A 25,840-nucleotide genomic window follows, 5' to 3' on the forward strand; every position below is an offset into this window, starting at 1 on the left:
CTTGCGGTCGGGTGCTTTGAATGTGGAGTGCATGAGCACGTTTGAGACTGTGCCTGATGGGGGTGGAAGTTTCAAATTATAAAACATGCTATTCTTTGCAATACTGCGCTTTTTAGATAAAATCCGATTTTGTTTTATGCGCGGATGGTTTCGAGGATGAGGGGAGGGGGGATTCGGGGGGAGGGGGAGATGCTGAAGGCGGTTTTCAGGAGTTGGGAAAGCTGTTCCGTGTTTTCGCGGCTGTTGGAGTGGAAAAAGTGCTGGCGAATTAACGTATGTTTTAAACAAATTTCTGACTATCGCTTCTGAGGTTCAACCGATTACATCTATAATTCATTTTGGTGTTGAAAGCCGGAGACGGTTTTCTGGTTTGTAATCAGTGCACAGGAGCGATTGAGTGATGAAGAGATGTTTTATAGTCGGGCTGGTTTGGTTTGCAGTTTTGCAGGTTCTGGCTGCTAAACCGAATGTGATTTTTATTCTGGCGGATGATTTGGGCTATGGGGATCTGAGTTGTTATGGCCAGACGAAGTTTGAAACGCCGAATATTGATGCGCTGGCGAAAAGGGGTATGCGGTTTACCAATCATTATTCTGGGTCGACGGTTTGCGCGCCGTCGCGCTGTTCGTTGCTGACGGGGTATCATATGGGTCACGCGGCTGTTCGCGGAAATGCGGAGCTTGTTCCGGAGGGGCAGCAGCCGATGCCGGCGGATACGTATACGGTGGCGCATCATTTTAAGAAGGCGGGCTATAAAACGGGGGTGTTCGGAAAATGGGGGCTGGGTATGGCCGGGTCGACGAGTGATCCGAAGAGCATGGGTTTTGACCGGTTTTACGGCTATAACTGTCAGCGTATGGCGCACTGTTATTATCCGGCCTGGCTATGGAGCGATAATGAGCGGGAATTCCTGTGGGGCAATGTGGGTTCGTTTAGCAAGGATTATGCTCCGGATCTTATTCATGATGAAGCGCTGAAGTTTATGCGGGCCCATAAAGATGAGCCGTTTTTTATGTATTATGCTGCTGTACAGCCGCATGCTGATATGATTGCTCCGGAAGAGTATATGGAGAAACACCGGGGAAAATATCTGCCAGAGCTGAATTATGAAGAGGATTATTATAGGGGCCAGCCGGAGGGTCATGCGGCTTTTGCGGCGATGGTGAATGTGCTCGATGATTATGTCGGGGATGTGATGGCGGAGCTGAAGAAACTGGGGTTGGCGGATAATACACTGGTGATTTTTACGTCGGATAACGGTGCGCATGAAGAGGGGGGTGCTGATCCGGAATATTTTGATTCCAACGGGATTTTCAAGGGGTTCAAGCGGGATCTGTATGAAGGTGGAATTCATGTGCCGTTTATTGCTGCTTGGCCCGGAAGGATTCAGGAGGGCGTTGTGAATGATCATCTGTCGACTTTCTGGGATTTTCTGCCGACTGTGGCGGATTTGACCGGTGTGCCGCTGGATGAAAAGGTGGATGGTCAATCCTATCTGCCAACCTTGCTGGGGAAACCGGGTCAGCAGGAACATGATTGGCTCTATTGGGAATTTACGATGAAGGGGGGGCGGAAAGCGATCCGTAAAGGAAAGTGGAAGGGTGTTATTTATGATATAAATAAACATTCGGATGCCGCGCTGGAGCTGTATGACCTGGAAAAGGATCCTGGCGAAACACGGAATCTTGCCAAAGAGTATCCGGAAGTGGTGGATGAACTGAACATGCTGATTCAGAAGAGCCGGAAGCCGTCGCATCTGGATAAGTGGAATTTTAATTAATCTTAACCTGAAGTTATTGATATGAAAAAACGGATAGTGATTCTTTCTTTGCTGGCAGGGATAACTGTGCTGGCGGAGAAAAAACCGAATATTGTAGTTCTGCTGGCTGATGACATGGGCTATGGGGAATTGGGATGCTACGGACAGGAAATCATTAAAACGCCGACGATTGATGCGTTGGCCGAGCAGGGGGTGCGTTTTACTGATTTCTATGCGGGGTGCTCTGTGTGTTCGCCATCGCGCGGGGTTTTGATGACCGGGATTCATGCCGGGAAGGCTACAATCCGGGGCAACAAAGCCTTTGTGACCGTTGGTGGAAAGTGGGACCGCATTGCGCTGAAAAAATCGGAAGTCACGCTGGCAGAAATGCTGAAGGGCGCGGGGTATCAGACGGCGTTTGTCGGAAAATGGCATTTGGGCATTCCGGAGGATGTTTCGACCTGGGCCTGTAACCGCGGTTTTGATTTTGCGGTGCAGGAGCAGTGGGGGCCTAAGCCGGGTGGCGGCGTCTATGATGAGCGTTATCATTTGAAAAACGGCAATACGGAAGAGATTTTCCATGATTACACAAAGTGGAGTTGCCTGGATGAATTCCGCACGGAGATTGCGCTCGATTATCTGGATTCTGAGTATGACAAAGAAAAGCCGCTGTTTCTTTTCATGTCTTATCGCAGTCCGCATGCGCATGAGTTTTTCCTGAGTGAATATGACAATTATAAGGATGAGATGCGTGATGGGTATCGCTGGCCTGAGATTGAACGGCGGCATGCCTCGCGTATTTCGATGCTGGATCAGCAGATTAAACGGCTGCTGGATAAACTTGAGGCCATGGGCGAACTGGAAAATACCTTTATTCTGTTTGCTTCGGATAACGGACCGACGGTGGAAAATCATCATGACCGGTTTTTCTTCCAGAGTTCGGGGGGGCTGAAGGGATATAAGCGTGATATGTATGAAGGGGGTGTGCGTGTTCCTGGGATTGCGGTGTGGCCGGCGAAGGGCTTGAAGGGCAAAGTGACGGATCATCAGGCCACGTTTTATGATGTGATGCCGACCTTCGCCGAAATTGCGGGCATTCAGCCGCCGGAGCAGACCGATGGTATTTCGTTCCTTCCGGAAGTGCTCGGCAAGGAACAGCCGAAACATGATCATATCTATTTTGAAATTATTGAAAGCCCTCATGATAAAGCATTCCGTCAGGCGACCCGGATGGGTAAGTGGAAGGCGGTGCGTTATGGGGTTTCTGGAAAAGTGGAGCTGTATGATCTCGAAAAGGATCTTTATGAAACCAGAAATGTGGCCGGTGAATATCCTGAAATTCTGATGCGCATGAAGAAGATTCTCGAGACCGAAAGCACAACCACCCCGCATTATCCCATGGCGGGACAGCCGATAAAGAACTGAGGACAAAAATGAAAAAAAACTTCTTATGGATAACCCTGTTGGCTGCAGCCGGTCTGATGGCCGGATGCAAGGAAGTGGATGAACACACCATGACCGTGAACCGGGACTGGAAATTCCAACGTTTGGAAAATCCGGACGATCCGGCTGACGGTTTCCAGGCATTGGAATTTGATGATTCGGCCTGGACCACAGTGGACCTTCCGCATTCCGGCTATCTGGAGCCACTGGTCATTACGGATCAGTGGCAGGGTGTGGTGTGGTACCGCAAGGATTTCGAGGTGGACGAAAGTCTGGCCGATAAAAAAATCTGGCTGACGCTGGAAGGGGCGATGAGCCAGTCGAAGATCTGGATCAACGGCGAGCTGGCCAAAGAACGCGAAGGCGGTTATCTGCCGGTCGTCGTGGATGCCACGGACTATGTGAAACCCGGGCAAAAGAATACGGTGGCGATTCGGCTCGATAGCCGGGACAATCCGTACACCGGGCCGAAACCGATGAAACGTCTTGATTTCTGCATGTACAGCGGGCTCTACCGCAATGTGCTGGTGACGATGAAGGAGAAGGTCTACATTTCGCATCCGGTATTGGCCGATAAAGAGGCCGGCGGGGGTATCTTTATTACATATCCCGAGGTTTCCGCGGCGAAGTCGACGGTTCAGGTGAAAACACATGTGGTGAATGAAAAAGCCGGTCCGCAGACGATTCAGGTTGCGCAGAAAGTTCTTTTCAAGGGAAAAACGGTGGCGGAAAAAGTCTCGGAGCCGGTGGTGCTTAAAACCGGCAAAGACGTGGAGCTGACCGAAAGTTTCCAGCTGTCGGATGCACCGCTGTGGTCGGTGGATGAGCCGAATTTGCATACCATGAAAACGACGGTGCTGGTGGACGGAAAAGCGGTTGATTCGGAAACAACGCGTTTCGGTATCCGCAAACTGGAGTTTCGCAACGGGCATGAATTCTATCTGAACGGGAAGAAAATGTATTTGCGCGGCACCAACCGTCATCAGGATTATCCGTTCATAGGTTATGCACTTTCCGATGCGGCACAGTATCGGGATGCGAAGAAAATCAAAGAAGCCGGTTTCAATGTGGTTCGTCTTTCGCATTATCCGCATTCGCCGGCGTTCATGGATGCGTGTGATGAGCTGGGTCTGCTGACGCTGGATGCCATCATGGGCTGGCAGTATTATCTGGATGATGACCGCTTCCGTGAATACTGCTATCGCTCTTCACGAGAACTGGTTCGTCGGGACCGGAATCGTCCGAGTGTGCTGGCCTGGGAGGTTTCGCTGAATGAAACGAAGGATATGCCGGACTCCTTTATTGAAGAGCTGCATCGGCTGGCCCATGCGGAATATCCGGGAGACAATACCTTTACTGCGGGCTGGATTGATCATGCCTGGGATATTTTCCTGCAGGCACGTCAGCACCGTATTATGCATGATTATCACAAAAACCTGGATAAGCCTTATTTCGTTTCGGAGTACGGGGACTGGGAATATTATTCCAATAACGCCGGGCTGAATCAGGATCGGCTGGATAAAGACCGCCGTCTTGAGATGAGCAGCCGGCAGGCGCGCGGGTTCGGCGAAGCGCGTTTGCTTCAGCAGGCGCATAACCTGCAGGAAGCATATAACGATAATCTGAATACGCATGCCTTCGGAGACGGCTACTGGGTGTTTAACGATTATAACCGCGGTTACGCCGAAGATATCGAGTATTCCGGCGTGGTGGATATTTTCCGCATTCCGAAGTTTGCTTATTATTTCTACCAGAGCCAGCGTGATCCGGCACAGGGAGCCATGGCACACGTTGCAAGTTGGTGGACCAAGGATTCGCCGCTGAATGTCAAAGTCTTCAGCAACTGCGATGAGGTGGAACTTTTCCTGAACGGGGCTTCACTTGGAAAACAGAAACCGGATACCGGAAAAAATACTGAAAATCTGGGCCATCCGCCGTTTACTTTTGCGCTCAGTACATTCAAGCCGGGCACACTGAAAGCGGTCGGATATATCAATGGAAAACCGGCGGCAGAGCATCTGGTTCGTACTCCGGGAAAACCGGTTAAGCTTGAGATTGTCATCGATGAAAGCGGAATCGCTCCGCAGGCCGGTGTGAATGATACGGTATTTGCCTACATTCAGGCGGTGGATGAACATGGAACGGTGGATCCGACTTATGCGGATGTGGTGATGGTTGAAATGGACGGCGATGCCACGGTGCTTAATACGGATGCTCTTATGGCGGAAGCCGGCATTGCCACCGCCTTGCTGCAAATCGAAGACGGTGAAGGGGATATTACGCTGACGGCTTCATCAGGAAATCTGAGTGGAAGTCTGACGTTTAAGGCGGAGTAAAAACAAAAACGTTTGCATCAAGCCGGACGGAGCCGTGTGAAATCACGGCTCCGTTTTTGGTTGATGGAGCGAATCTTTCAGGCTTTTCCGTTGCTGCGGAAGCGGGTCAGGGTTTCGGCAATATCGTCGCGAATGGCTTCGATTGCCCATACCGAAATATCGTGGTAGTAGGTTTTGCCCTCGGCCTCGTTAAGTTTGCACTGGATGGTCTGCGCAACGGAATAGACCATGTTGCTGTAATAGTTTATTTTTTTGACGCCGCGGTCGATGGCCGCATGGAAATCCGCCGGTTCCAGTCCGGAGCCGCCGTGCATCACCAGCGGTGCTCCGGTTTTATTCCGGATTTCCTGCAGACGGTCGAAATCGAGCACCGGCTGTTTGGCATAGACCCCATGCGCCGTGCCGAAAGCCACAGCCAGGGCGTCAATTCCGGTTTCATGATAAAAACGGATCGCTTCTTCGGGGTCGGTATAGAGATCCGGATTTTCCTCAAGGTCTTCATCGTCGCAACCTTCGGGACGGGTGAGCTGCCCCAGTTCAGCTTCCACGGAAACTCCGAGCGCCTGGGCAACCTGGACAATTTCTTTTGTGGTTCGGATGTTTTCCTCCAACGGAAGGTGGGATCCGTCATACATCACGGAAGTAAATCCGGCTTTCATTGCACGGATGATCGAGCTGTAGGTTTCGCCGTGGTCAAAATGTACGCAGACCGGCACCGTGGCGCGGCGGGCACAATCGACCATGATGGCCCCGAGTTCTTCAATGCTGACCAGCGCTTCGTGCACTTCGGCCAGCATCAGGATCACCGGTGCGTTGGCTTTTTCGGCTCCGGCGATCACACCGCGTACCATATCCTGGTTCATGACGTCGACGGCACCGATGGCCCAGTTTTCATTTTTATTCAGTTCCAGCAGTTCAGTGAGGGTTACTAAAGGCATGGTTTACTCCTTGTTTCGGATATACTGTTTGAGTTCTGAGGATAAACCGGAGAGATCTTCGGCTTTGAGTGATGCGGGATTCGGAAGCTGTGTCCGTCCGCCGAACTGCAGCGCGACACGGGATGCAAAAAAAGCGGCAAATTCCATTCGCAGATTCAGCGGCAGTCCGTCCAGCAGGGCAGATGCATAGCCGGCATGATAGGCATCACCGCAGCCGGTGGTATCCACCGCCTGCACGCTGAAGGCCGGCTGATGGATAAGTTCCTGCTCGTTCAGGGTCCAGCTTCCCTTAATGCCGTCAGTAATGATGACACGGCCGTCGGTCCAGCCGGAGAGTTCGTATAAAGCGGCATCCATGGTCTCGCATCCGGTCAGTTCGAGTGCGCCGGATAGGGGCAGAATGGTATCGGTGCCGAGTTTCATCGCTTTTCGCATCAGTTCCGCGTCGCCGGTTTCAATGTCAAGTACCGACGGAATACCGTATTTATGGGCAATTCTGAGGGCTTCGAGCGCTCCTTCTGTCTCATACCCATCCACCAAAAGCAGTCCAGCCTCTTTGATGGCTTCCGTGGGGATGTCGCCTGGCGTTAACTTTTCATAACCGGCAAGGCTGTAGTACACCGTGCGTTCACCCTGCTGATCAATCGCTACCACTGCGATGGCGGGCTGTGCCTTTTCCGATTTGATCAGCAGACTTTCGGAAACGTTGTACATTTGCAACTCGGTGCGGGAAATGCTGCTCAATGTGTTGTTCCCCAGTTTTCCGACGAAGCCGGTTTTCCAGCCCATGGAAGCCAGGCCGCAGGCGGCATTGCCGGCGGGAGCACCGCCCTGGATCACCAGACGGGAAACTTCGTGCTTTTCGCCTTCGGTGATTTTATCCGGCCGTTCGAACAAAATGTCGATGACATTAAGGCCGACCACCACAGCATCATATTTTTTTCCAGACATGGGAAACCTCCATTCTTCAGCAGGCGCTGAATCCAGACATTCCGCCGGGATTTGTATGTTTGATTTCTTCAACATCCAGCCAGTGATTCATCATGCGGATATCCTCCAGCCAGTGGCCGTAGCCCAGGGACCAGTGATGATCGAGCCCGTTGTCGAAAATGGTGCCCATAATCGTATCTGCCGTGAGAGGAGCTTTCGGTTCGAGTTCCGCATAGGAGCCGCGGAAGGCGGCTTCGCATTCCTGAAGGCTTCCTTCCCAGCCATACATGGCGGCCGACGCCGGGCTCTGGTAGCGCAGCATGGTGACTTCGCCCAGTTCGAGCAAAAATTCCAGCATCATGCCCACGGCGGTTTCCGGGTCGGCATTTTCGAGAATGGAGTGGGTGCGCGATTCGAAGCAGGTGCCTTTGCGCAGCAGACGGGTGGCACTGGATCCGCAGTGCCAGATGCCCAGCCGGTTCTTCACGGTATCGGCAATCGAAATATCCATCATCGTCGGAATGGCTTTTCCTTCCGAGATCAGGAAAAGGGCCATGGAGGACATCAGGCCGTTCATATCGCTTTCTTCTGTAGTACACAGGCCGAAATCATTCAGCAGCGAAACCGCACCGTCTGAGGCACAGCCATAGACATCGAACATTTCCGGCCAGCTCTTCACGGCACAGCCGATGTAGTTGTTTTCTGCCGCAAGGTCCAGCGTGCCGAGTGCCAGACGCAGTGTCTGGAAAACCTGTTCCTCGGAAACCGTGTTGGATGCGCATCGCGGAGATTCCAGGAGCGCATCGCGCACGGCTTTTAAATCGTCATCGCTGAACTTGCGGGCACGGTCGAAAATGACATCAATGCCGACCCGGTCTACGCGAATCCCGTAACGTTTCATTACACTGAGTTCATCCAGTTCGCAGTCGTAGAAGCCGGGGACGCGGGCGGCTCCGAGCGACAGCAGTTTGCCGGTTTTGAACCGCGAAACCGCACGGACACTGCGGGCAAACCGCGGAACCATCGGATGAATCTCCTCTTCAAGCGCTTGTTGGAACCAGGCATATTTCACCCCCAGCGTATTGAAAATTCCGAGCAGGAAATTCTGACAGCACATGCTGTTGGCGGAAAGCCGTTCACCGCGCTCATCCGGAAACGACCAGCTGAGCAGGGGAACATGGTTCATGCTCAGCCAGCGGCCCAGAATCGCCCCCAGTTCGCCCGTGGTGTAGGAGGCATGGAATAGTATCAGTCCATCGATTCCATCCTGCATTCGACGGTTGAGGAATTCTGTCATCAGGTCTGCATCTTCAAACGGGGTTTCGGCCCGGATAATTTCAAAAAGTCCGGAATCTACGGATGTTTCGACCATAGCCACAGCTTCGTTATAGCGGCGGCACGCTTCATCCCACGGAAAGTGGGCGCGGACTCCGCATCCCAACACGACAATGCGCGTTCGCCGTGGTTCAGGAAAGGCAGGAATCAATTTGATGATCCCATCGTGGGCAATGCCGGTTTTGGGCAGATCGAGATAAGACGGTGTGTTTTCCTGTTTCATAGCTCATACCTTTTCGGGGTTCAATTGAGCCATCCATGGTACGGAATAAAACCGATGCCGCTACGCCCGGAATGATCAATAATGATACTATATTGATATTGTTTGAAAACTGCTTTAGAACCGGTTTCTCACTTTTAACGGAAGAAAACGACGATGAAACTGGCCTATGAACATATCCGAAAAGATGTGGGAACCTCTTTTTATGCCCATCGGTTTGAGGACCGGGACTTTGTGCACTCCTATCATGTTCATGAAGAGGCGGAGCTGATTTATATTAAAGCCGGGCGGGGCCGCCTGGTGGCAGGCGATTATTCCGGGCGTTTCGAAGCCGGTGAGCTTTTTCTGTTTGGAGAAAATCTGCCGCATGCCTTTTTCAGCGATACCCTGCAGGAGAAGCAGCCGCAGCGGGTGTGCTCGTTATATGTTCAATTTCGGCCCAGCTGTCTGGGGGAGCATTTTTTTGATCTGCCCGAGATGGAGGACCTTCGCCGGGTTTTGGCCAAATCGAAGCGGGGACTTAAATTTTCCGGTTTTGATTCCCGGCGAATTGAGGCCCTGTTTGACGATGTGCTGCAGGCCCGGCCGGTCCGACGGATTGCCTGTTTTATTGAGATTCAGGATGAAATTTCGAGGTGCCGAAACCGGATGCTGGCCTCCCGTCAATATTTACGTGCCGAGGTGCATCATGACAGTGAACGGCTGAACCGGGCCATTGATTATATTCACCGGAAGTTTACTGAGGCGGTTACGCTTGATGAAATCGCTGCCGCCGCCCATTTGTCACCGGAGGCATTCAGTCGTTTTTTCAAAAAATATATGGGCATTCCATTCATCGAATATGTCATTCAGCTTCGTCTGAGTGAGGCCTGCCGGATGCTGCTCGAAACAGATCTGCCGATCACGGAAATTGCTTTTTCGGTGGGTTTTCGAAATCTGTCGAATTTTAATCGGCAGTTCCTGAAACACAAAGGGAGCTCGCCCCGGGATTTCCGGAAAGTTGAGCGTTAAATCAGGAGTACCGAAAAATCATTCAGTCTTCCGCCTGATGTAATTCATCGAGCGTAGTGGCCGGTGTTTTGTGTTTCACTTTCCGGAAATCGTGTTCGCAGGTTTTTCCGGGGTGAAGTTTTTTCCATTCGGCATACGTTCCGTATTCATCGAATTCATAGACCGACCATGCAGGAATCACTTTTCGGGCAATGCCGCGTTCAATCTGCTGAACCCCGCATTGGCTGCACTGTGTCCATTCCGTGGTGGGGCGGAAATAGATGATTCCAACAATCACAACAAACATGAGAATGAAAAGGATGCGTTTTTTCATGCGAAGGATTTGGCGGAATTTGCCGCTGGATGTCAAATTCGGACTGCGTCTATTTAATTCCCGCCGCGGCATTGGATCGGTGCAGCAGCTCGTTTCGCATGGCCGCAGAAGCCTTGAAAAAGGCTTTTTCATTACGCTGTTCGGTTTCGGGGGTATTGGTGCCGTCAGAGGCGATATCGTCGAGCGTCACACCGTGTGTTCCCAGCAGAACCCAGAAGGTTGCGGAGTCGGAGTCATCAACCGTTTTCAGCCCTTTAGGGAATTTTCCCCGTCGGTACACGCGCCCGAGGTGCGAGGCTGTAAACGCCTCATAAAACTCAGCACCGCGCGGGCTGCCTTCCACGATGCCGGCCTGACCGATGGCGGCACACTCGTAAAAAACAACCGCTCCGGCTTCGGCCTGTTTTTTTACATAAGCAGTGGCCTCTTCGTCAGCCCAGGCATTATGAGTACGCCATGGTTTTTCCATGGTGCCGACGTGGAAATAGGAGTTGGTCCAGTGCGAGATAAAGACCGCTTTTTTCAACAGGTCTTCACGGCCGGAAGCCAGGCAGTGATTGATCAGCAGGGCCGGTTCCGACTGTGTGCCCCAGCAGAGAATATACAGTGTGCCATCCGTTTTTTCCAGTTCCTGGAAAAGGGCTTGGACCGACGGATAGTTTTCCAGAGAACGGTAGGTTTTTGCGGGATCGTATTTTTCAGGATTTTTCCAGGCATAGGATTCTACAAAACGGATGTTTTCCGGATAGCCGCCGACCATTTTGTTCAGATTCGGCAGATCGGCGAGATAGGCCGTCAGAAAAAGATCGTCAGCCCATTTTTTCATGCTGAGTTCACGCTGATGCGGCTGCGAGTTCAGATTGCCGCCCACGACGATGGCTCGGGTGTCGAATTCATTAGCCATCAGCAGGTAGGCCGCAATGGCCGAAATGTCATCCGGATCGGTGATGTATTTGCCCGGTGCGCTCCGCAGCGTTTTATCCGCACCGTCACTGATAATCCAGACGGATGGTTTTGCGGCAAACGCCGCCGTACATAAAAACAGAGCCGCAATCAGTTTGATCATAATTAATTCTCCAAAAGCGGGAGAATATCAAAAGGGCGGATGTTTCGTAATGCGGGATAGCGTAAAAACTATGCCGTTTTCTGCCATACAGAAAAGGCCGTTTTCCAAGAATGGAAAACGGCCCGCAATTTCCGGATCAGCGAACAACGCGGCCGGAAGCGGATCCGCCCATGAGGGCTTCCACTTCGGCGCGCGTGGAAAAGTTAAAGTCGCCTTTAATGGAATGCTTCAGGCAGGACGCGGCCACGGCATATCGAATGGCATCGGCCGGATTGCTGAGTTCGGGGGTCGTGAGAGAAAAAATCAGCCCGCCGGCAAATGAATCGCCACCGCCGACGCGGTCGACGATGTTTTTGATTGGATACGGCTGATAATTTCCATCGGCATCCAACGGGGCGAAATGTGCGGTTTCCGAGGCGGCATCATAGAGCATGGCGCCCCAGTTGTTATGATTGGCGGAATAGCTTTCACGCAGTGTGATCGCCACCTTGGAAATATTGGGAAACCGGGCAATTACCTGTTTTGCAACATCGGGATAGCGTGCGGTGTCAAGCGCTCCGGCGTGCACATCCGTATCGCCGGCGCGAATGCCGAGTACATCGTGACAGTCTTCTTCATTGGCAATGACCACATCGATGAACGGCAGGATCTTACGCATGGTTTCCTGCGCGAGTTCACGGGCGGATTTGGAGGCATCCCATTTCCAGAGTTTTCCGCGGAAGTTAAGATCGATGGATACCATCGCCCCGGCGTCTTTGGCTTTCTGTGCAGCCACGAAGGTGGCTTCGGCCGCAGTTTTCGAGAGAGCTGGTGTAATGCCGCTGAGGTGCAGCCATCCGGCATTTTCGAAAATTCCGGTCCAGTCATACTGATCTGCTGGGGTGATGGAGACGGCGGAGTCGGCGCGATCATAAATTACATTGCTCGGCCGCTGGTTGGCGCCGGTTTCAAGAAAGTAGAGGCCGAGCCGGCCTTCGTCAGTACGCAGCACAAAATCGGTATCGATGCCGACGGCGCGTACGGAATCCATAGTGGCTTCGGCAAGGGCGTGTTTGGGCAGGGCGGTGACATAGCGGGCTTTTCCGCCGAAGTTGCAGATCGATGCCGCCACGCTGGCCTCGGCCCCGGCATAGGTGACCTCCAGCTCGCGGGTTTGGCGCAGCCTGAGATTCTGTGGTGCCGCCATTCGGCCCATAATTTCTCCAAAGGTTACAACGATTTTGCTCATCAGTTTTTCAATCCTTTTTGAACGGTTTCAATTACTTCGGCGGCCCGGGCGGTGATGCCTTTCCAATCGCCGGCATTGACAAGATCCTGTTTCACAATCCATGAACCTCCAATGGTTGGAACATTCGGCTCTTTGAGATAGTCGACCATGTTTGCGGAGTTCAGACCGCCGAGCGGGAAATATTGAATGCCGAGGTGTTTGTAGGGTGCGCCCATGCTGCGCAGGTAGGGGATTCCGCCGGCCGCTTCGGCCGGGAAAAACTTTACAAACCGGCAACCGAGTTCAATGGCGGCTTCCAGATCGGACGGGGTGGAAATGCCGGGAGCGAAGGGAACTCCGGCCTCGGTGGCCGCCCGAATGACGCGGGGGTTCATTCCCGGAGAAACCGCGAAATGGGCTCCGGCTTCTTTGACCTGCTGTACCTGTTCCGGTGTCAGGATGGTGCCGACACCAATCAGCATCTGCGGAACCTGATCGGCAATGGCTTTCAGAGCATCGAGCGCCGACGGGGTACGGAAGGTCAGTTCAATGGCTTCAATGCCGCCTTCCAGCAGGGCGTTGGCCAGCGGGACGGCATGTTCCGTTTTTTCGATGGAAAAACCGGCCACGATGCCGGTTTTTTCCAAACGTTGGATCATTTTATCGGGAAAAATCATGCGTTGTTTCTCCGGTTACTTATCGATCAGCACGGATACGCGCTTAATCGTGAGATATTCCTCAAGGCTGTAGCGTGAGCAGTCTTTTCCGAGTCCGCTCTGTTTCAGGCCGCCGTGCGGAAGCTGTACGGAATAGTGCGGTTCGTTTACGCAAACGCTGCCGGCTTGAATATCGCGTGCGGCGCGCAGCCCGTTGGAAAGGCTGGATGTGAAAACGTAAGCGGCGAGACCGTAAACGGTGTCATTCGCCAGCGCGATTTCGTCGTCGTTGTCGGTATATTTGATAATCGGCAGAACCGGCCCGAAAATCTCTTCGTAAGCCACTTTCATTTTGGAAACGACGTTGGAAAGGATGGTCGGTTCCATAAAGAAGCCGTCGCCCTCAATTGCTTTACCACCGCAAACCACTTCGGCTCCGTCGGCCACAGCGGATTCGACCAGGCCGAGGACATACTGTCGGGCTTTATCGGAAACCAGCGGCCCCATTTCGAGGGATGCGGCGCGCTCCCGTGCGGCGGCCACAAATTCATCGTAGACTGATTCGTGCACAAAACAGCGGTTGGGGGATACGCAGACCTGTCCGCAGTTGGCAAATTTGAGGTCTACTGTCTTATTTGCGGCATCAACGATGTCGGCATCCGGATACACGACTACCGGGGCATTTCCACCGAGTTCCACCGAAAAGTGCTTGATGCTGGTGGTGGAGGAATTCATGACTTCCAGCCCGCCCCGGGTGGAGCCGATCATGGTGACCATGGCGGGAATGCCGCTGGACAGCAGTCCCTGAGTTACATGATGATCGGTACTGGTGATCATGTTGATGACGCCATCCGGAATGCCGGCTTCTTTGGCCAGATAAGCCACTTCCAGGGAAGCGAGCGGGGTGTAGCTGGACGGTTTCAGAATGACAGAACAGCCGGAGGCCAGAACGGGACCGATTTTGTAGGCGACATTCAGCAGAGGAAAATTCCAGGCCAGCATTCCGACGGCTACACCGAGCGGCTGACGCTGGATGTAGTGCAGAAACCGGTCGTCGGGATCGTGCAGAACAGGCTGATCGAGCCGTTCGAATTCTTCGACAAAAAAGCGGAGGCAGTTGTCGAGCATGCCGAAATCATATTCTGCATTATCGCGCGGTTTGCCGGTTTCAGCCATGAGCAGTTTGATGATGCGCTCGCTGTTTTCGGCCAGAATGTCGGCATACTTCAGGATAATGGTTTTACGTTCTGCCGGAGTTTTGGCTGACCAGACGTCAAATCCGGCTTTCGCCGATTTCAGCACATACTGCACATTGTCCGTGTCAATTTCCGGGGCCTTTCCGAGGAGCTGTCCGGTGGAAGGGTTCAGGACATCAAACGATTTCCTGGTGGTGATCTTTTCGCCGTTGATCAGCATGGGATAAATTGTTTCCGACATAGTTTTTCTCCGTTTTCTGTACACAGTAACGATCCAGCACGGTGCGATCGGGCTCAACGCCGAGGCCGGGTGCGGTCGGAACCTTTGCGGTTCCGTTCACAATTTCCACTTCCACGGCATACATTTCGTCACGCATCGGGTTGGGGGTTAAATCTCGTTCAAGCAGGGGTTCGGTCACTTCAGCGCGCCCCGGTTCGATATAGGTGGTGGCCAGGAAGTGCACGGCACTGGCCAGATTGAGCTGGGTGCCCCAGCAGTGGGCAATGGTGTTGATCCCCATCGATGCGGCGATTGCCCGGATTTTCAATGCCTCGGTGGGACCGCCGCAGTAGGCGAGATCGGGCTGGGCAATCTGAACTCCGCCGTGTTTGAGCAGATTCTGAAAACCGTAGCGGGTCTGTTCGCATTCGCCGGTGGCGATCGGGATATTCACTTTGTCTGAAAGTTGACGGAAGAGTTCCGGATGAATCGGGGAAAGCGGTTCCTCGAACCATTTATAGTCATGCTCTGCAAGTACATGTCCGATTTCGATGGCTTCCGGCAGGTCATAGGCGTGGTTGGAGTCGGCCATCAGACGGGTGTCGGGAAAAGTTTCGCGAAAAGCGATGGCCATTTTTTTGTCGAAGGCCATATTTTTTCCGACTTTGATTTTCATGGCTTTATATCCATTGCGAACATAATCGCCGGCTTCCTGCAGGATCGTTTCAAGCAGCTGCTCCTCCGGTTGTCTGCGGAAATACATGCCGGTTGCATAACACTCCACGGAATCACGCTGCCGCCCGCCCATCAGTTCGGAAACCGAGGTGCAGAGCCGCTTTCCTTTCAGGTCCATCAGCGCCATATCGATGCCGGAAATCGCTCCCATCATGGGGCCCTTCATCGCGAAATCAAGCGAGGCGCGCCAGCAGTGCTGCCAGGCGGCTTCGTTTTTCAGTGGGTCCCATCCCAGCAGCAACGGGGCGTAGAAGGTGTCGATGGCATTTTGTGTGATGGTTGCCGGACCGTAGCATTCCCCCCAGCCGACTGCGCCCGACTGATCGATGATCTCAACGAGGAGCTGATTCCGTGTGTCGTAGTGCCACTGTGAGAATCCGAAGGATTCATTCAGTTTGTGTTGCAGCCGATAGGTTCTGATACATTCAATCATGGTTTTCTTTCGTTGTTAAAGCATCGAGGCATAGGACATGAGTACGGTGGCTGCGATGATGACGATAACACCGCCGATCATGATGTTAAACGGGCCTTTCATGCCTTTCCACTCGCCGGTGATCATTGCCGCAATATTGCTTACAATCAAAGAAAGACCAAGCATCACAGGCCAGCAGATCATGGTTCCGATTTCGCCCATAAGCGCAACACCCTGACCATATGTGCCCAATGCGGCAAACCAAAGCAGGCCGGCGATTATGGACCATTTAAGCGCTTTAAACATGCCGGGAGACTTGAAGGAACGGAACGATTTGTTTTTGAAAAGAAGAAACAGAGCGTAGCCGGCGTTCATGAGGTAGGCTCCGGCCAGCACCACCACCCAGCGGGCGAGGGCTGTATTGCGCTGAAGTGCTCCGGCATTTTCAGCCAGCTTGCCGATTTCCATGGTATTATCAAATCCGATGGCCAGCATGGCGGATAGAATTCCGCTGGCGGAAGCGATGAGCAGACCGACCTTGAATTCTTTTCCTTTTTTAATGCCCTGTATTTCGCCGCCGGCTTCGGCCAGTGCTTTATCGCGTTTCAGACCGGCGACCGTAATGATGAAGACTGCAATAGCGAGCAGAGCAAGTCCGGCGAGAATGAATGGAATGCCGGCTGCGTTGATGGAGTTGAAGCGGAGGAAAAAGGGGACCAGAGCTCCGGCGATGGAGCACAGCCCCATGACGATACCGTAGGTCAGTGACATTCCGATATAGCCGACCGAGACTCCGAACATAATGCCGCCGATTCCCCAGCCGAATCCCAGTGCTGCCCCGGCTGTGATTTCTTTTGCCGGTGCCTGAGCCAGAACGTGGCCCAGATCGGGAACCACCAGGAGGGCCCAGATGAGCGGGAACAGTACCATGGCGACTGTAGCATGCACGAGCCACCAAGCCTCCCAGGCCATCGGTTTAACATATTTCATTCCAAGGCCGAAGGTGCCCTGAAAAACACTGGCCAGAATAATTATCAGAATGGGTAGAATCAGTTCGTTCATAGTTTCTCCTGTAGAATGACAAAAATAAGGTTACATACGGCAAAAGATGGTAACATAGCCGATCTTGTAATTTAGTATGTGCTTATTGTACCGAAAGGGAGGGGGGTATATTTTTCGGTCTGATGCCGGGAGACTGCTTAAGCCATTTGTATTTTGAGTGGTCCGGGTTTTCTGAAACCGCCGGTTACAACGGGATAAACTCGACGGATTTTACACGGAAACCGTTACCTATTCACCTGACTAGTGGCACCTGTTCCGGGGTTTTACTATTTTTACTGCTCAAACTAGGCGTTGCGGCTGCACGGCAGCATCGGCATAAAAGGAGAGTAAAAATGAGTCTGGTAAAATCGGGTGCAATCTTCGATGCGATGTCTTTTCCCGTACATGTGGACCGTGTGGAAAATCGCGCGCTCCGGATCAACGAGCTGCATCGTCATGAATATTTTGAGCTGCTCTATGTGAAGAAGGGATCGTTGTCCTGTTGCTTCAAAAGCCGGACGGAAGTCCTGAAAAGGGGCGAGATCCTCATTATCAAGCCCTATGTGCTGCACATGCTGGAAGACCGGGACGTGGCGAACAGCTGTTCCTATTTCTGCAGTTTTCTTCCGCAGGTGGTGGACCTGAATATCCAGTCTTTGGAACGACTCCGGGGGTCGAAATCGCCAAATGCCTATTTCTTCAAATCGCTAATGTCGTTGCTGGACAGGGATTCTGCGGCGGTGAAAATGAAACTCGATGCTGAGTTGCAGCATGCAATGCAGGATGTTCTTGAATTGCTGAAGGTTCACGCCCACACCTCATCCGAGAAAAGTCATGCTCTCTGCCGGTTTCATTTTCTGGAACTGATGGCGTTGATGTCGGAACAGCATGAACGTGCATCGGAGAGTCGGCATACGGTGAAACAGAAAGTGAACGTTTCCGTGTCAAAGTGCATGCAGGGGTTGCGTACGGTACTTAATTATATTCACGATCATTATAACGACGATCTGACGCTGGAGTCCATGGCACGTATGTGCGGAACGGCGGAACCCTATTTTTGCCGGCTGTTTAAAAATGAAACCGGTACCACGTTTATGAATTATCTTAATGGGTTGCGGATCCGTAAAGCCTGTGAACTGTTGCGCGATACATCGGATACTGCGCTTGAAATCTGTTATCAGGTTGGTTTCAGCAACTACCCCCGGTTCTTACGGCAGTTTAAAAAGAATATCGGTCGGTCTCCGGTGGAATTCCGTCGCGAACAGAGTCGCGGCCGCAGGAATCGCCGTATGCCTGTTCCGGCAAAGTGGAATTAATGAGGGGTCAAATGCAGTATCGGCCGAGACAAGTTCCCGCCTGATTCTGTAGACCTGTTCAATCGAATCTTTAACCCGTGAGGATGATTATGAGTAGATGCAGTGTGTTCGCAGCTTTTCTGCTGTCGCTGGCCTGTGGGGCCGGAGCCGCCGGAAAACCCAATGTTCTTTTTATTGCCGTTGATGATCTGCGGCCTGAGCTGGGTTGCTATGGCTCCGAAATAGCGGTCAGCCCGAATCTGGATAAACTGGCCTCTCAGGGATTGCTGTTCAATCGGGCGTATTGTCAGGAGCCGATCTGCGGACCGTCGCGGGCCAGTCTGATGTGCGGGGCACGACCGGACAGCATCGGAGTGGTGGAAAATTATGCGCATTTCCGCGAGCTGAATCCCGACATCGTAACGCTTTCGCAGCACTTCATGAACAACGGCTATGAAGCCACGCAGGTCGGCAAGATTTTTCACAGCGAAAAATTTGCAGACTGGGAGAATTCCTGGACTCGCCGTCCGGTAAAACTGAAAATAAACCGGCCGGTGGTCGGTAATCCCTATGCCGAGCCGGAAAATCAGAAAATCTATAAGGAAACCAAAGACTATCTGGAGAAAAAATATTGGGCGGGCGTCGGTAAAACAGGGCTCGTTCACGGCCCGGCCTATGAATTTGCCGATGTGCCGGATAATGCCTATCGCGATGGATACAACGCTGAAGTTGCCATTGAGGAAATTAAACAGCTGGCCAAAGGCGATAAACCCTTTTTCCTCGGGGTTGGATTTTATAAACCGCATTTGGAATTCATTGCGCCGAAAAAATACTGGGACCTTTATGAGCATGATGAGATCCCGCTGGCTGAATATACCACCGCACCGAAAGACGGCGCGGCAATGGGGCTGCATGCCTCCTTCGAACTGCGGGTGCGCTCTGACATTCCGAAATCCGGCGATATCGATGATGAGCTCGCCCGAAATCTGAAACATGCCTATCTCGGCTGCGTCAGTTACATCGATGCTCAGATCGGCAAAGTGCTCCAGGCCTTGGAAGAGTCCGGTGTGCGGGACAATACCATTATTATCGTCTGGGGCGATCACGGCTGGCATCTCGGCGACATGGGCATCTGGGGAAAAGCCACGAATTATGAAATTGCCACACGTGTTCCGCTGATGATCTGGACGCCGGATATGCCGTCCGGCAGCCGGGGTAAAACCACCGATGCACTGGTGGAACTGATTGATATGTATCCAACGCTCTGCGAACTGGCAGGACTTGAACTGCCGGAACACCTCGAAGGCGAAAGTTTTGTTCCGCTGCTGAAGGATCCTGCACGGCCGTGGGATCAGATTGCGCTCAGTCAGTTCCCGAACCCGGCGCTGAGGGAATGGGCCGCCAATCCGCTGATGCCGCAGATGCGTGAAACCTTTTTTGGTCCGCTGATCGAAGAGGTCGAACAGCGTATTATTAAACAGCAGGGTGATAAATGGGACCGGGACCTGTTTGAAAATCATTTGATGGGCTATGCGATGCGAACTGATCGCTACCGTATTGTACTGTGGAAAGATGTGCAGCATCCCGATGCAGACCCTGTTTTTGTGGAGCTCTACGATCACGAAACCGATCCGCATGAAACCGTCAATGTGGCGAAACAGAATCCGGAAACGGTCAACGCCCTCATCAAGCAGTTCAACACTGCATTCTAAGAAAGAATACCATGTACCTGAAGATACTCGTTGCCGGCCTGATTACAGCCGCGGCAGCAATGGCTGCACCGTGCCCGAATATTCTAGTGATTCTCTGCGATGACCTGGGTTATGCCGATGTGGGATTCAATGGAGCCGAAGACATCAAAACGCCGCATTTGGACCGGTTGGCTGAAGCCGGTACCATCTGCACATCGGCCTATGTGGCTCATCCGTTCTGCGGGCCGAGCCGTATGGGACTGATGACCGGACGGTATCCGCATGAATATGGCGGACAGTTTAATCATCCGCCGTTTCAGGAGGGGCTGACGGAATATGACGGTCTCGGTGTTCCTGTGGAGGAAACACTGATTGCTGAAGTGCTTCAAAAGGCGGGCTATTTTACCGGAGCAATTGGCAAATGGCATCTGGGTACGGCGGATTATGCGCATCCGAATGTTCGTGGTTTTGATGAGTTCTATGGATTTCTCGGTGGCGGTCATATGTACTTTCCCGAAAAATATGAGCCGGCATATCAGCGCCAGAAAAAGAAAGGCATTGAGCGGATTAATGAATATCTCCATCCGTTGGAATACAACGGAAAAGCGGTAACGGGCAAGGGATATCTTACCGATGAACTGACCGGCGAAGCCGTTCGGTTTGTCACTGAAGCCGCCGGCAAACAAAATCCGTTTTTTCTCTATCTGGCCTACAACGCACCGCATGCGCCTATGGAGGCCACGCCGGAGGATCTCGCCGTTTTTTCGGATATTGAAAACCCGAAACGCCGGACTTATGCCGCCATGGTGTATGCCGTCGATCGCGGCATTGCGCGGATAGTGGAAACGCTGAAAAAGAACGGGCAGCTTGAAGATACATTAATTATCTTTCTGAGTGATAACGGCGGAAAACCATCGCAAGGCGCATCAAACAAACCGTTGCGCGGGCGTAAAGGCGATACATGGGAGGGGGGATTCCGGGTGCCGATGATGTGGTATTGGCCCGGAAAAATTCCGGCCGGAACAGTGGATTTCCCCGTTTCATCGCTCGATTTTTACCCCACCTTTGCAGCACTGGCCGGAGGGCAGATTCCTCCGGGAAAGAAGCTCGATGGAAAAAACATTTTCCAGGCCTTGGAAACCCGTGAAAACCCGAGAAAAGGGGAAATGATTTATGCGGCACGGCACCGCAGTTCCTATACCGATATTGCTGCACGCCGCGATGAATGGAAGATTACAAAATACGGCAACCAGCCATGGCGTCTTTATAAAATTACCGAAGATCCGGGGGAAGAGAACGACTTGGCACAACAGTATCCGGAACGGGTGAAGGAGATGGTCAGGACTGCGAAAAAATGGAGCACCACTCATGCCGAACCGCTCTTTTTTCATGCGGCCGGTCAGCGCGATTCCTGGGCGAAGTTTACTATGCCGAATTTTGATCGCGATTTCGTTCCCGCCATCGGTGCGCCGGCGTTGGCCCCTCCTGCCCATATTACGGATCAACCCGGCAGGGGTTCCGGAATAAAACTGAAAAAGGGCGATTCAACACTGGAGCAGTATATTGCCCGTGAAAAAATAAAATGGGCCTCCAAAGGCTGGAAGTGGGACCAGGATGCGGTGATCGATACATTCCGGCAAATCGACACGAATGGGGACGGCATCATCAGCGGGGTTGAAAAGAAGATCTATTGGTCAAAAGAAGAATAACCGGTGATCGGAAGAAAAATAAGAGGAGATGCGACGGTGAAACATACTATTATATCCATGCTGATTCTGAGCGCAGCCTGCGCGGAAGCATCGGTTATTGTGCAGTGGGGGGAATCCGGAGGGCATAATGCGGTGGTCAGCAGTTCGGCAAACTTTGTCGACGGTTCGATCACCACCAATTATTCCGGCAGTCAGCCGGATGTTTACATCGATTCGGGATATTATGAGCTTAACACCGCATCGCGTTCTCCTATGTTTCAGGTGTCGGCCAGTCTGAGTTCATTCGACAGTGCCCAGACGCAGAACAACAGTGGGTTCGATCGCATCCGACTCGTCGCCGATGTCACTCATATGGAAACCATGTTTGTATGGGATGACTTTTTAACAACGGATGACCTGGTTACCGGTTTCAGCTGGTATGGCTACGCTGCGGGAGAAAGCAGTGCCGATCTTTATTTTCTCATTCATAAAGACGGAGCCTGGTATGCCGCGCTGGGATCAGACCGCGTCAACGGTGCGGGCGGAGTCGATCTGCCTGATGCGACGGCTGCAACCTGGTATGCCTTCACTCCCATCACCAACGGGGCCGCTGCAATCGGTCCGGAGGTATCCGTTGATTTGTCGGGGGTCACCGCTGTCGGGTGCTATATCGTGCTGCCCAGCGGTTCGGGAACGAACATCGGACCGTATATGGGCTATTTTCAGGTCACGGCCGTCAGCAGTATCGGCGGTCCGCCGGCGTTTATTGCAGATTCTGTGATTAAATCAAATGCCATGGAAGGCGTGGCCTATACCAACAGTATTGCAGGGGATGCATCGGATCCCGACGGCGATCCAATGACGTTTTATAAAACCGGGGGTCCGGCCTGGCTGAACGTTGAGACCAATGGTCAGATTACCGGAACGCCGGGGGTATTTGATACCGGAACCAATACCTTTACTGTTGAAGTAAGCGCAGTGGGAGGAACGGACAGTGCCATCCTTGAAATCGTTGTGGACGGAGCTCCGGCAGTGGGCAGCCCGCCGGCATTTTCCAACGATCCGATCATCAAGCCGAATGCAACCCGGGGCTTGGGATATACCAACAGTATTGCCTTGGAAGCCAGCGATCCGGAAGGTGATCCCATGACCTTTTCCAAAGGAAGCGGTCCGGCGTGGCTGTCGGTGGATCCGGATGGCACCATTTACGGCACGCCGGCCGAATCCGATGAGGGGTTGAATGAATTTACGGTTCAGGTCATTGCGGCCGGAGGTGCTGATTCGGCGACATTGAACATCACCGTTGAACGTCCACCGGTGCCGTGGAATCCACACAGCGTGATGGTCGACTTCACGATTGATCAGGGCTATGTGGATGGAGATGTAAACAACAGTTCGAACTGGGTGGCTATGGGGGCGAATACGGTGAATACCCATGCTTCCGGTTATGACGGTGGGGAAGGGGTGCTTGTTTTTGATCCGGATACAACGTACCGCGATGCCGTATTCAATTCCTATGCACTGCTTGCCGAGGGCGAACGTATTACATCGGAATCGGTGTTCCGTTTCAACAGCACGAACACGGGCTCTTCAGCAACAAGCTACATTTTGTATGCCCATCTCTATTCGGATGAATGGTCGGTTGACGCAAATGAGGTTCAGGTGCGGTTGCGGCGCGTGAAAACGGCCCCGGATATATTCAGCATCCAGACGCTTTCTCGCGATGATTCAAATGCATCGCAATTTGAATATTCAGCAGAATTTTCCGGCAGTGTCCTCGGTCTGTCGTCCGGAATCGGTCAGTCGGACTGGCTGAAAATGACATCGGTTTTAACCAAAGGAGCCGATGCTTCGTCCTGGAGCCTTTCGCTCAGGCTGGAAAACCTCGCTACTGCTTTTACGGTGGTTGATGAAACGCTGACCGGTATTGTCACTGCGTCGGATTTTTATAATGCGGGGCCGGTGTATCCCGGTCTCACCTCGGGCAACACGGATGAACAGCTTCAGGTGGCAACCGGCAGCCGCGAAGTGGATACATTCAATTCCTTCACCGATTCCGTTCCGCTCGTAGGGCATCCGCCGGCATTTACGCTGGATCCGATTCAGAAGCCCGTGGCGACCGTGGATACGGGCTATACCAACAGTATTGCATTGGATGCCGTTGATCCGGAAGGGGATCCGCTGACGTTCAGCAAACTGTCCGGCCCCGCGTGGCTGACTGTGGAAACGAACGGGGTGATTTGGGGAACGCCGCAGTCTCCGGATCTGGGGACCAACCGTTTTACTGTTCAGGTGAGTGCCGTGGGCGGAACAGATACGGCCGCACTGGAGATTGAGGTTGAGTCCGTCCCGGTTGTGAAGACCGGGTGGCAGGAATTTTATGAAAACTACGCACTCAGTGGAAATAAAGATGCCGACTTTGATATGGACGGAGCATCCGATGTTGCCGAATTTGCTTTCGGCGGAAATCCCGTAAATGCGGAAAGCCGACCGATGGAAGCCTATCTTGAATTCGACGGGATCAATGCTGTTACGTTCTATTCCGTGGAAACAGCGCATACGAATCCGGGAATTTCCTATGTCTGGGAATGGACCGACAGCCTGACTTCCAATGTCTGGAACACCGAATGGGCATCGACCAATTTTGCCGCGTCGACCTTGGCGGGGTATAACGAGGTCAACCGACAGCTTGATATTACCGGTATGGATAATCTCTATTTCCGAAATCGGCTTTTCCGTCGACCGCAACCGAATATTCTAATGATTCTTATGGATGATCTCGGCTATTGTGATGTCGGGTTTATGGCAGATATTTTCGGGGAGGCGCGACCGTTGAGTCCTTCCACCCCGAATATTGATTCACTGGCAGGAAACGGCATTATCTGCTCACAGGCTTATGTGCCGCATCCGTTTTGTGGCCCGAGTCGTATGGGACTGCTGACCGGACGCTATCCGCATCATTTCGGGGGCTCAAAAAATCATCCCTACGAAACAGCTGATCGGCCGTCGCAGGCTTTTCTTGATGCTTATCCGCAATATGAAAAAGCAAATGAAGTGGGGATGCATACCAATGAAACCACTATTGCCAAGGTGCTGCAGTGGGCGGGGTATCACACCGGTGCCATCGGAAAATGGCATTGCGGAGTGGCCGAAGAATATCATCCGAACAACCGGGGTTTCGACTACTGGTACGGCATGCTCGGCGGCGGGCATAACTATTATTCCGATGGATGGATGTCCAAAACCAATCCGGCCGTCGTCAATGATTACCAGTTCTGGCTGACCCGTAACGGTGAGGAGGTTGATCCGGCTGTGGATCCAGGGCCGGGACGGCATTACATCACGGATATTTTTTCGGATGACGCCGTGGCATTCATTAAAAACCGACCGGCCGACCGGCCGTTTTTCCTCTACCTCTGTTATAACGCACCGCATGCACCGATGCAGGGCAAGGCGGAGGATCTGATTGAATTGTTCGGCGGGGATGGGGATGAAGATAACTATACCCGCGAGCAGAACGGAATCGCCATGATGCATGCGGTCGATCGTGGCGTCAGCAATATCATTGAAACGCTTACGCTGCAGGGAGAGCTCGATAATACCCTGATCGTTTTTCTCAGCGATAACGGCGGAAAAGAACGCGATGCTGCAGATAACGAAAACGAGGCCGATAACGGACCGCTCAAAGGGGGCAAAGGCGATACCTATGAAGGGGGGGTACGCTCGCCGATGTTTATCCATTATCCGGCGGAAATTACAGAGCCCGGAATGTATGAGCATCCGATCTATCCATACGATCTTTATCCCACGCTGGCGCGTCTCGCTGATGCTTCGGTGCCGGGCGGGAAGGTTCTTTCGGGAAAGGATGTCTGGACTCAGATTCTGGCCAGCCGGGATGCGCATAACGATGACGCCGTAATCTGGCTGCGGCACAACAGCGGAGCAAACCATGTTTCGATTCGTAAAGGCCGCTATAAAGCCAACCGGCTGAATAATGGGGGCTGGAAGCTGTATGACATTGTGACGGACTATAGCGAATCCAACGATATCGTCTCCGGAAACGAGACCATACTTGATGATATGATTGCGGATGGATTGATCTGGACTAATGATACTGTGGATCCGCTGTGGCATGATACCGAAGCGGGATATTGGAATTGGGAAACCAATAATATGCCGAATTATGATGCCACCTTCAGCCGCTAAGGTCCCGGCGCGGAAAATCCTGCGTTCTGCGCCGCGGAAGCGGATGCGGCTCATTCGCAGGCTTTGCGGAACCTTCGATTTTTTTATCTTTTTCCGGGCATTTTCAGTGCCTGGAAAACCCGCGAAAAAAAGTTTGAGAAAT

At 52.6% G+C, this 25,840-nt stretch carries 18 protein-coding genes; 8 read left to right on the forward strand and 10 right to left on the reverse strand.

All coding sequences use genetic code 11. The features are described 5' to 3' along the window. Positions 1–400: 400 nt before the first annotated feature. The 3 genes from P9H32_RS07070 to P9H32_RS07080 are packed head-to-tail and all read left to right on the forward strand — an operon-like array spanning position 401 to position 5,538. Positions 401–1,780, forward strand: coding sequence for an arylsulfatase (locus tag P9H32_RS07070; protein WP_322608192.1), 1,380 nt, complete (start codon positions 401–403; stop codon positions 1,778–1,780). 21 nt (positions 1,781–1,801) lie between these two features. Next, on the forward strand, positions 1,802–3,184 hold the full coding sequence (locus P9H32_RS07075) for a sulfatase-like hydrolase/transferase (RefSeq protein WP_322608193.1): 1,383 nt from the start codon (positions 1,802–1,804) through the stop codon (positions 3,182–3,184). An 8-nt stretch (positions 3,185–3,192) separates the two neighbouring features. After that, positions 3,193–5,538 (forward strand): glycoside hydrolase family 2 protein, encoded by a 2,346-nt coding sequence (locus tag P9H32_RS07080; protein WP_322608194.1) that lies wholly within the window; start codon positions 3,193–3,195, stop codon positions 5,536–5,538. Between the two features lie 77 nt (positions 5,539–5,615). On the opposite strand, the gene P9H32_RS07085 is transcribed toward P9H32_RS07080, so the two are convergent. The 3 genes from P9H32_RS07085 to P9H32_RS07095 are packed head-to-tail and all read right to left on the reverse strand — an operon-like array spanning position 5,616 to position 8,964. Beyond that, entirely contained in the window at positions 5,616–6,476 is an 861-nt protein-coding gene (locus tag P9H32_RS07085; RefSeq protein WP_322608195.1) for a class II fructose-bisphosphate aldolase, read from the reverse strand. Between the two features lie 3 nt (positions 6,477–6,479). Then, positions 6,480–7,427, reverse strand: coding sequence for a carbohydrate kinase family protein (locus P9H32_RS07090; RefSeq protein ID WP_322608196.1), 948 nt, complete (start codon positions 7,425–7,427; stop codon positions 6,480–6,482). Positions 7,428–7,443: 16 nt separating this feature from the next. Then, positions 7,444–8,964 (reverse strand): L-fucose/L-arabinose isomerase family protein, encoded by a 1,521-nt coding sequence (locus P9H32_RS07095; RefSeq protein WP_322608197.1) that lies wholly within the window; start codon positions 8,962–8,964, stop codon positions 7,444–7,446. Positions 8,965–9,117: 153 nt separating this feature from the next. Between P9H32_RS07095 and P9H32_RS07100 the strand changes: the two genes are divergently transcribed. Continuing rightward, positions 9,118–9,972, forward strand: coding sequence for an AraC family transcriptional regulator (locus tag P9H32_RS07100; protein ID WP_322608198.1), 855 nt, complete (start codon positions 9,118–9,120; stop codon positions 9,970–9,972). A 22-nt stretch (positions 9,973–9,994) separates the two neighbouring features. On the opposite strand, the gene P9H32_RS07105 is transcribed toward P9H32_RS07100, so the two are convergent. The 7 genes from P9H32_RS07105 to P9H32_RS07135 all read right to left on the reverse strand — a co-directional run bounded on the left by P9H32_RS07105 (position 9,995) and on the right by P9H32_RS07135 (position 16,839). Then, positions 9,995–10,285: a hypothetical protein gene (locus tag P9H32_RS07105; RefSeq protein ID WP_322608199.1), complete on the reverse strand. Its 291-nt coding sequence runs from the start codon at positions 10,283–10,285 to the stop codon at positions 9,995–9,997. 49 nt (positions 10,286–10,334) lie between these two features. Next, on the reverse strand, positions 10,335–11,351 hold the full coding sequence (locus P9H32_RS07110) for a nucleoside hydrolase-like domain-containing protein (protein ID WP_322608200.1): 1,017 nt from the start codon (positions 11,349–11,351) through the stop codon (positions 10,335–10,337). 136 nt (positions 11,352–11,487) lie between these two features. Next, positions 11,488–12,579 carry a sugar kinase gene (locus tag P9H32_RS07115; RefSeq protein ID WP_322608201.1) on the reverse strand — a complete coding sequence of 364 codons (1,092 nt, stop codon included), beginning with the start codon at positions 12,577–12,579 and terminating at the stop codon, positions 11,488–11,490. Further along, positions 12,579–13,235: a bifunctional 4-hydroxy-2-oxoglutarate aldolase/2-dehydro-3-deoxy-phosphogluconate aldolase gene (gene eda, locus P9H32_RS07120; protein WP_322608202.1), complete on the reverse strand. Its 657-nt coding sequence runs from the start codon at positions 13,233–13,235 to the stop codon at positions 12,579–12,581. Before eda ends, P9H32_RS07115 begins: the two co-directional genes overlap by 1 nt. Positions 13,236–13,250: 15 nt before the next feature. After that, positions 13,251–14,651, reverse strand: a complete 1,401-nt coding sequence (locus tag P9H32_RS07125; RefSeq protein WP_322608203.1) for an aldehyde dehydrogenase family protein — start codon at positions 14,649–14,651, stop codon at positions 13,251–13,253. Next, complete coding sequence (locus tag P9H32_RS07130; protein ID WP_322608204.1) at positions 14,587–15,798, reverse strand: mandelate racemase/muconate lactonizing enzyme family protein; 1,212 nt, start codon at positions 15,796–15,798, stop codon at positions 14,587–14,589. The genes P9H32_RS07125 and P9H32_RS07130 overlap by 65 nt, the downstream gene beginning before the upstream one ends. Positions 15,799–15,813: 15 nt before the next feature. Next, positions 15,814–16,839: an L-rhamnose/proton symporter RhaT gene (locus tag P9H32_RS07135; RefSeq protein WP_322608205.1), complete on the reverse strand. Its 1,026-nt coding sequence runs from the start codon at positions 16,837–16,839 to the stop codon at positions 15,814–15,816. A 332-nt stretch (positions 16,840–17,171) separates the two neighbouring features. Between P9H32_RS07135 and P9H32_RS07140 the strand changes: the two genes are divergently transcribed. From P9H32_RS07140 to P9H32_RS07155, 4 genes are all read left to right on the forward strand, one after another. Further along, positions 17,172–18,134 carry an AraC family transcriptional regulator gene (locus P9H32_RS07140; protein ID WP_322608206.1) on the forward strand — a complete coding sequence of 321 codons (963 nt, stop codon included), beginning with the start codon at positions 17,172–17,174 and terminating at the stop codon, positions 18,132–18,134. An 89-nt stretch (positions 18,135–18,223) separates the two neighbouring features. Beyond that, on the forward strand, positions 18,224–19,825 hold the full coding sequence (locus P9H32_RS07145) for a sulfatase (protein ID WP_322608207.1): 1,602 nt from the start codon (positions 18,224–18,226) through the stop codon (positions 19,823–19,825). A gap of 11 nt (positions 19,826–19,836) precedes the next feature. Beyond that, positions 19,837–21,513, forward strand: a complete 1,677-nt coding sequence (locus P9H32_RS07150; RefSeq protein ID WP_322608208.1) for a sulfatase-like hydrolase/transferase — start codon at positions 19,837–19,839, stop codon at positions 21,511–21,513. Between the two features lie 36 nt (positions 21,514–21,549). Further along, positions 21,550–25,698 (forward strand): sulfatase-like hydrolase/transferase, encoded by a 4,149-nt coding sequence (locus P9H32_RS07155; RefSeq protein WP_322608209.1) that lies wholly within the window; start codon positions 21,550–21,552, stop codon positions 25,696–25,698. Positions 25,699–25,840 lie beyond the last annotated feature (142 nt).

This window comes from Pontiella agarivorans, assembly GCF_034531395.1.
Taxonomy (GTDB): domain Bacteria; phylum Verrucomicrobiota; class Kiritimatiellia; order Kiritimatiellales; family Pontiellaceae; genus Pontiella; species Pontiella agarivorans.

What these genes read in the sequence shown, in the direction of transcription:
- P9H32_RS07110 (WP_322608200.1), bottom strand. Translation starts at nt 11,351, where the DNA reads ATGATCAAACTGATTGCGGCTCTGTTTTTATGTACGGCGGCGTTTGCC.
- P9H32_RS07075 (WP_322608193.1), top strand. Translation starts at nt 1,802, where the DNA reads ATGAAAAAACGGATAGTGATTCTTTCTTTGCTGGCAGGGATAACTGTG.
- P9H32_RS07100 (WP_322608198.1), top strand. Translation starts at nt 9,118, where the DNA reads ATGAAACTGGCCTATGAACATATCCGAAAAGATGTGGGAACCTCTTTT.
- P9H32_RS07140 (WP_322608206.1), top strand. Translation starts at nt 17,172, where the DNA reads ATGAGTCTGGTAAAATCGGGTGCAATCTTCGATGCGATGTCTTTTCCC.
- P9H32_RS07135 (WP_322608205.1), bottom strand. Translation starts at nt 16,839, where the DNA reads ATGAACGAACTGATTCTACCCATTCTGATAATTATTCTGGCCAGTGTT.
- P9H32_RS07085 (WP_322608195.1), bottom strand. Translation starts at nt 6,476, where the DNA reads ATGCCTTTAGTAACCCTCACTGAACTGCTGGAACTGAATAAAAATGAA.
- P9H32_RS07145 (WP_322608207.1), top strand. Translation starts at nt 18,224, where the DNA reads ATGAGTAGATGCAGTGTGTTCGCAGCTTTTCTGCTGTCGCTGGCCTGT.
- eda (WP_322608202.1), bottom strand. Translation starts at nt 13,235, where the DNA reads ATGATTTTTCCCGATAAAATGATCCAACGTTTGGAAAAAACCGGCATC.
- P9H32_RS07115 (WP_322608201.1), bottom strand. Translation starts at nt 12,579, where the DNA reads ATGAGCAAAATCGTTGTAACCTTTGGAGAAATTATGGGCCGAATGGCG.
- P9H32_RS07130 (WP_322608204.1), bottom strand. Translation starts at nt 15,798, where the DNA reads ATGATTGAATGTATCAGAACCTATCGGCTGCAACACAAACTGAATGAA.
- P9H32_RS07080 (WP_322608194.1), top strand. Translation starts at nt 3,193, where the DNA reads ATGAAAAAAAACTTCTTATGGATAACCCTGTTGGCTGCAGCCGGTCTG.
- P9H32_RS07090 (WP_322608196.1), bottom strand. Translation starts at nt 7,427, where the DNA reads ATGTCTGGAAAAAAATATGATGCTGTGGTGGTCGGCCTTAATGTCATC.
- P9H32_RS07070 (WP_322608192.1), top strand. Translation starts at nt 401, where the DNA reads ATGAAGAGATGTTTTATAGTCGGGCTGGTTTGGTTTGCAGTTTTGCAG.
- P9H32_RS07095 (WP_322608197.1), bottom strand. Translation starts at nt 8,964, where the DNA reads ATGAAACAGGAAAACACACCGTCTTATCTCGATCTGCCCAAAACCGGC.
- P9H32_RS07125 (WP_322608203.1), bottom strand. Translation starts at nt 14,651, where the DNA reads ATGTCGGAAACAATTTATCCCATGCTGATCAACGGCGAAAAGATCACC.
- P9H32_RS07150 (WP_322608208.1), top strand. Translation starts at nt 19,837, where the DNA reads ATGTACCTGAAGATACTCGTTGCCGGCCTGATTACAGCCGCGGCAGCA.
- P9H32_RS07105 (WP_322608199.1), bottom strand. Translation starts at nt 10,285, where the DNA reads ATGAAAAAACGCATCCTTTTCATTCTCATGTTTGTTGTGATTGTTGGA.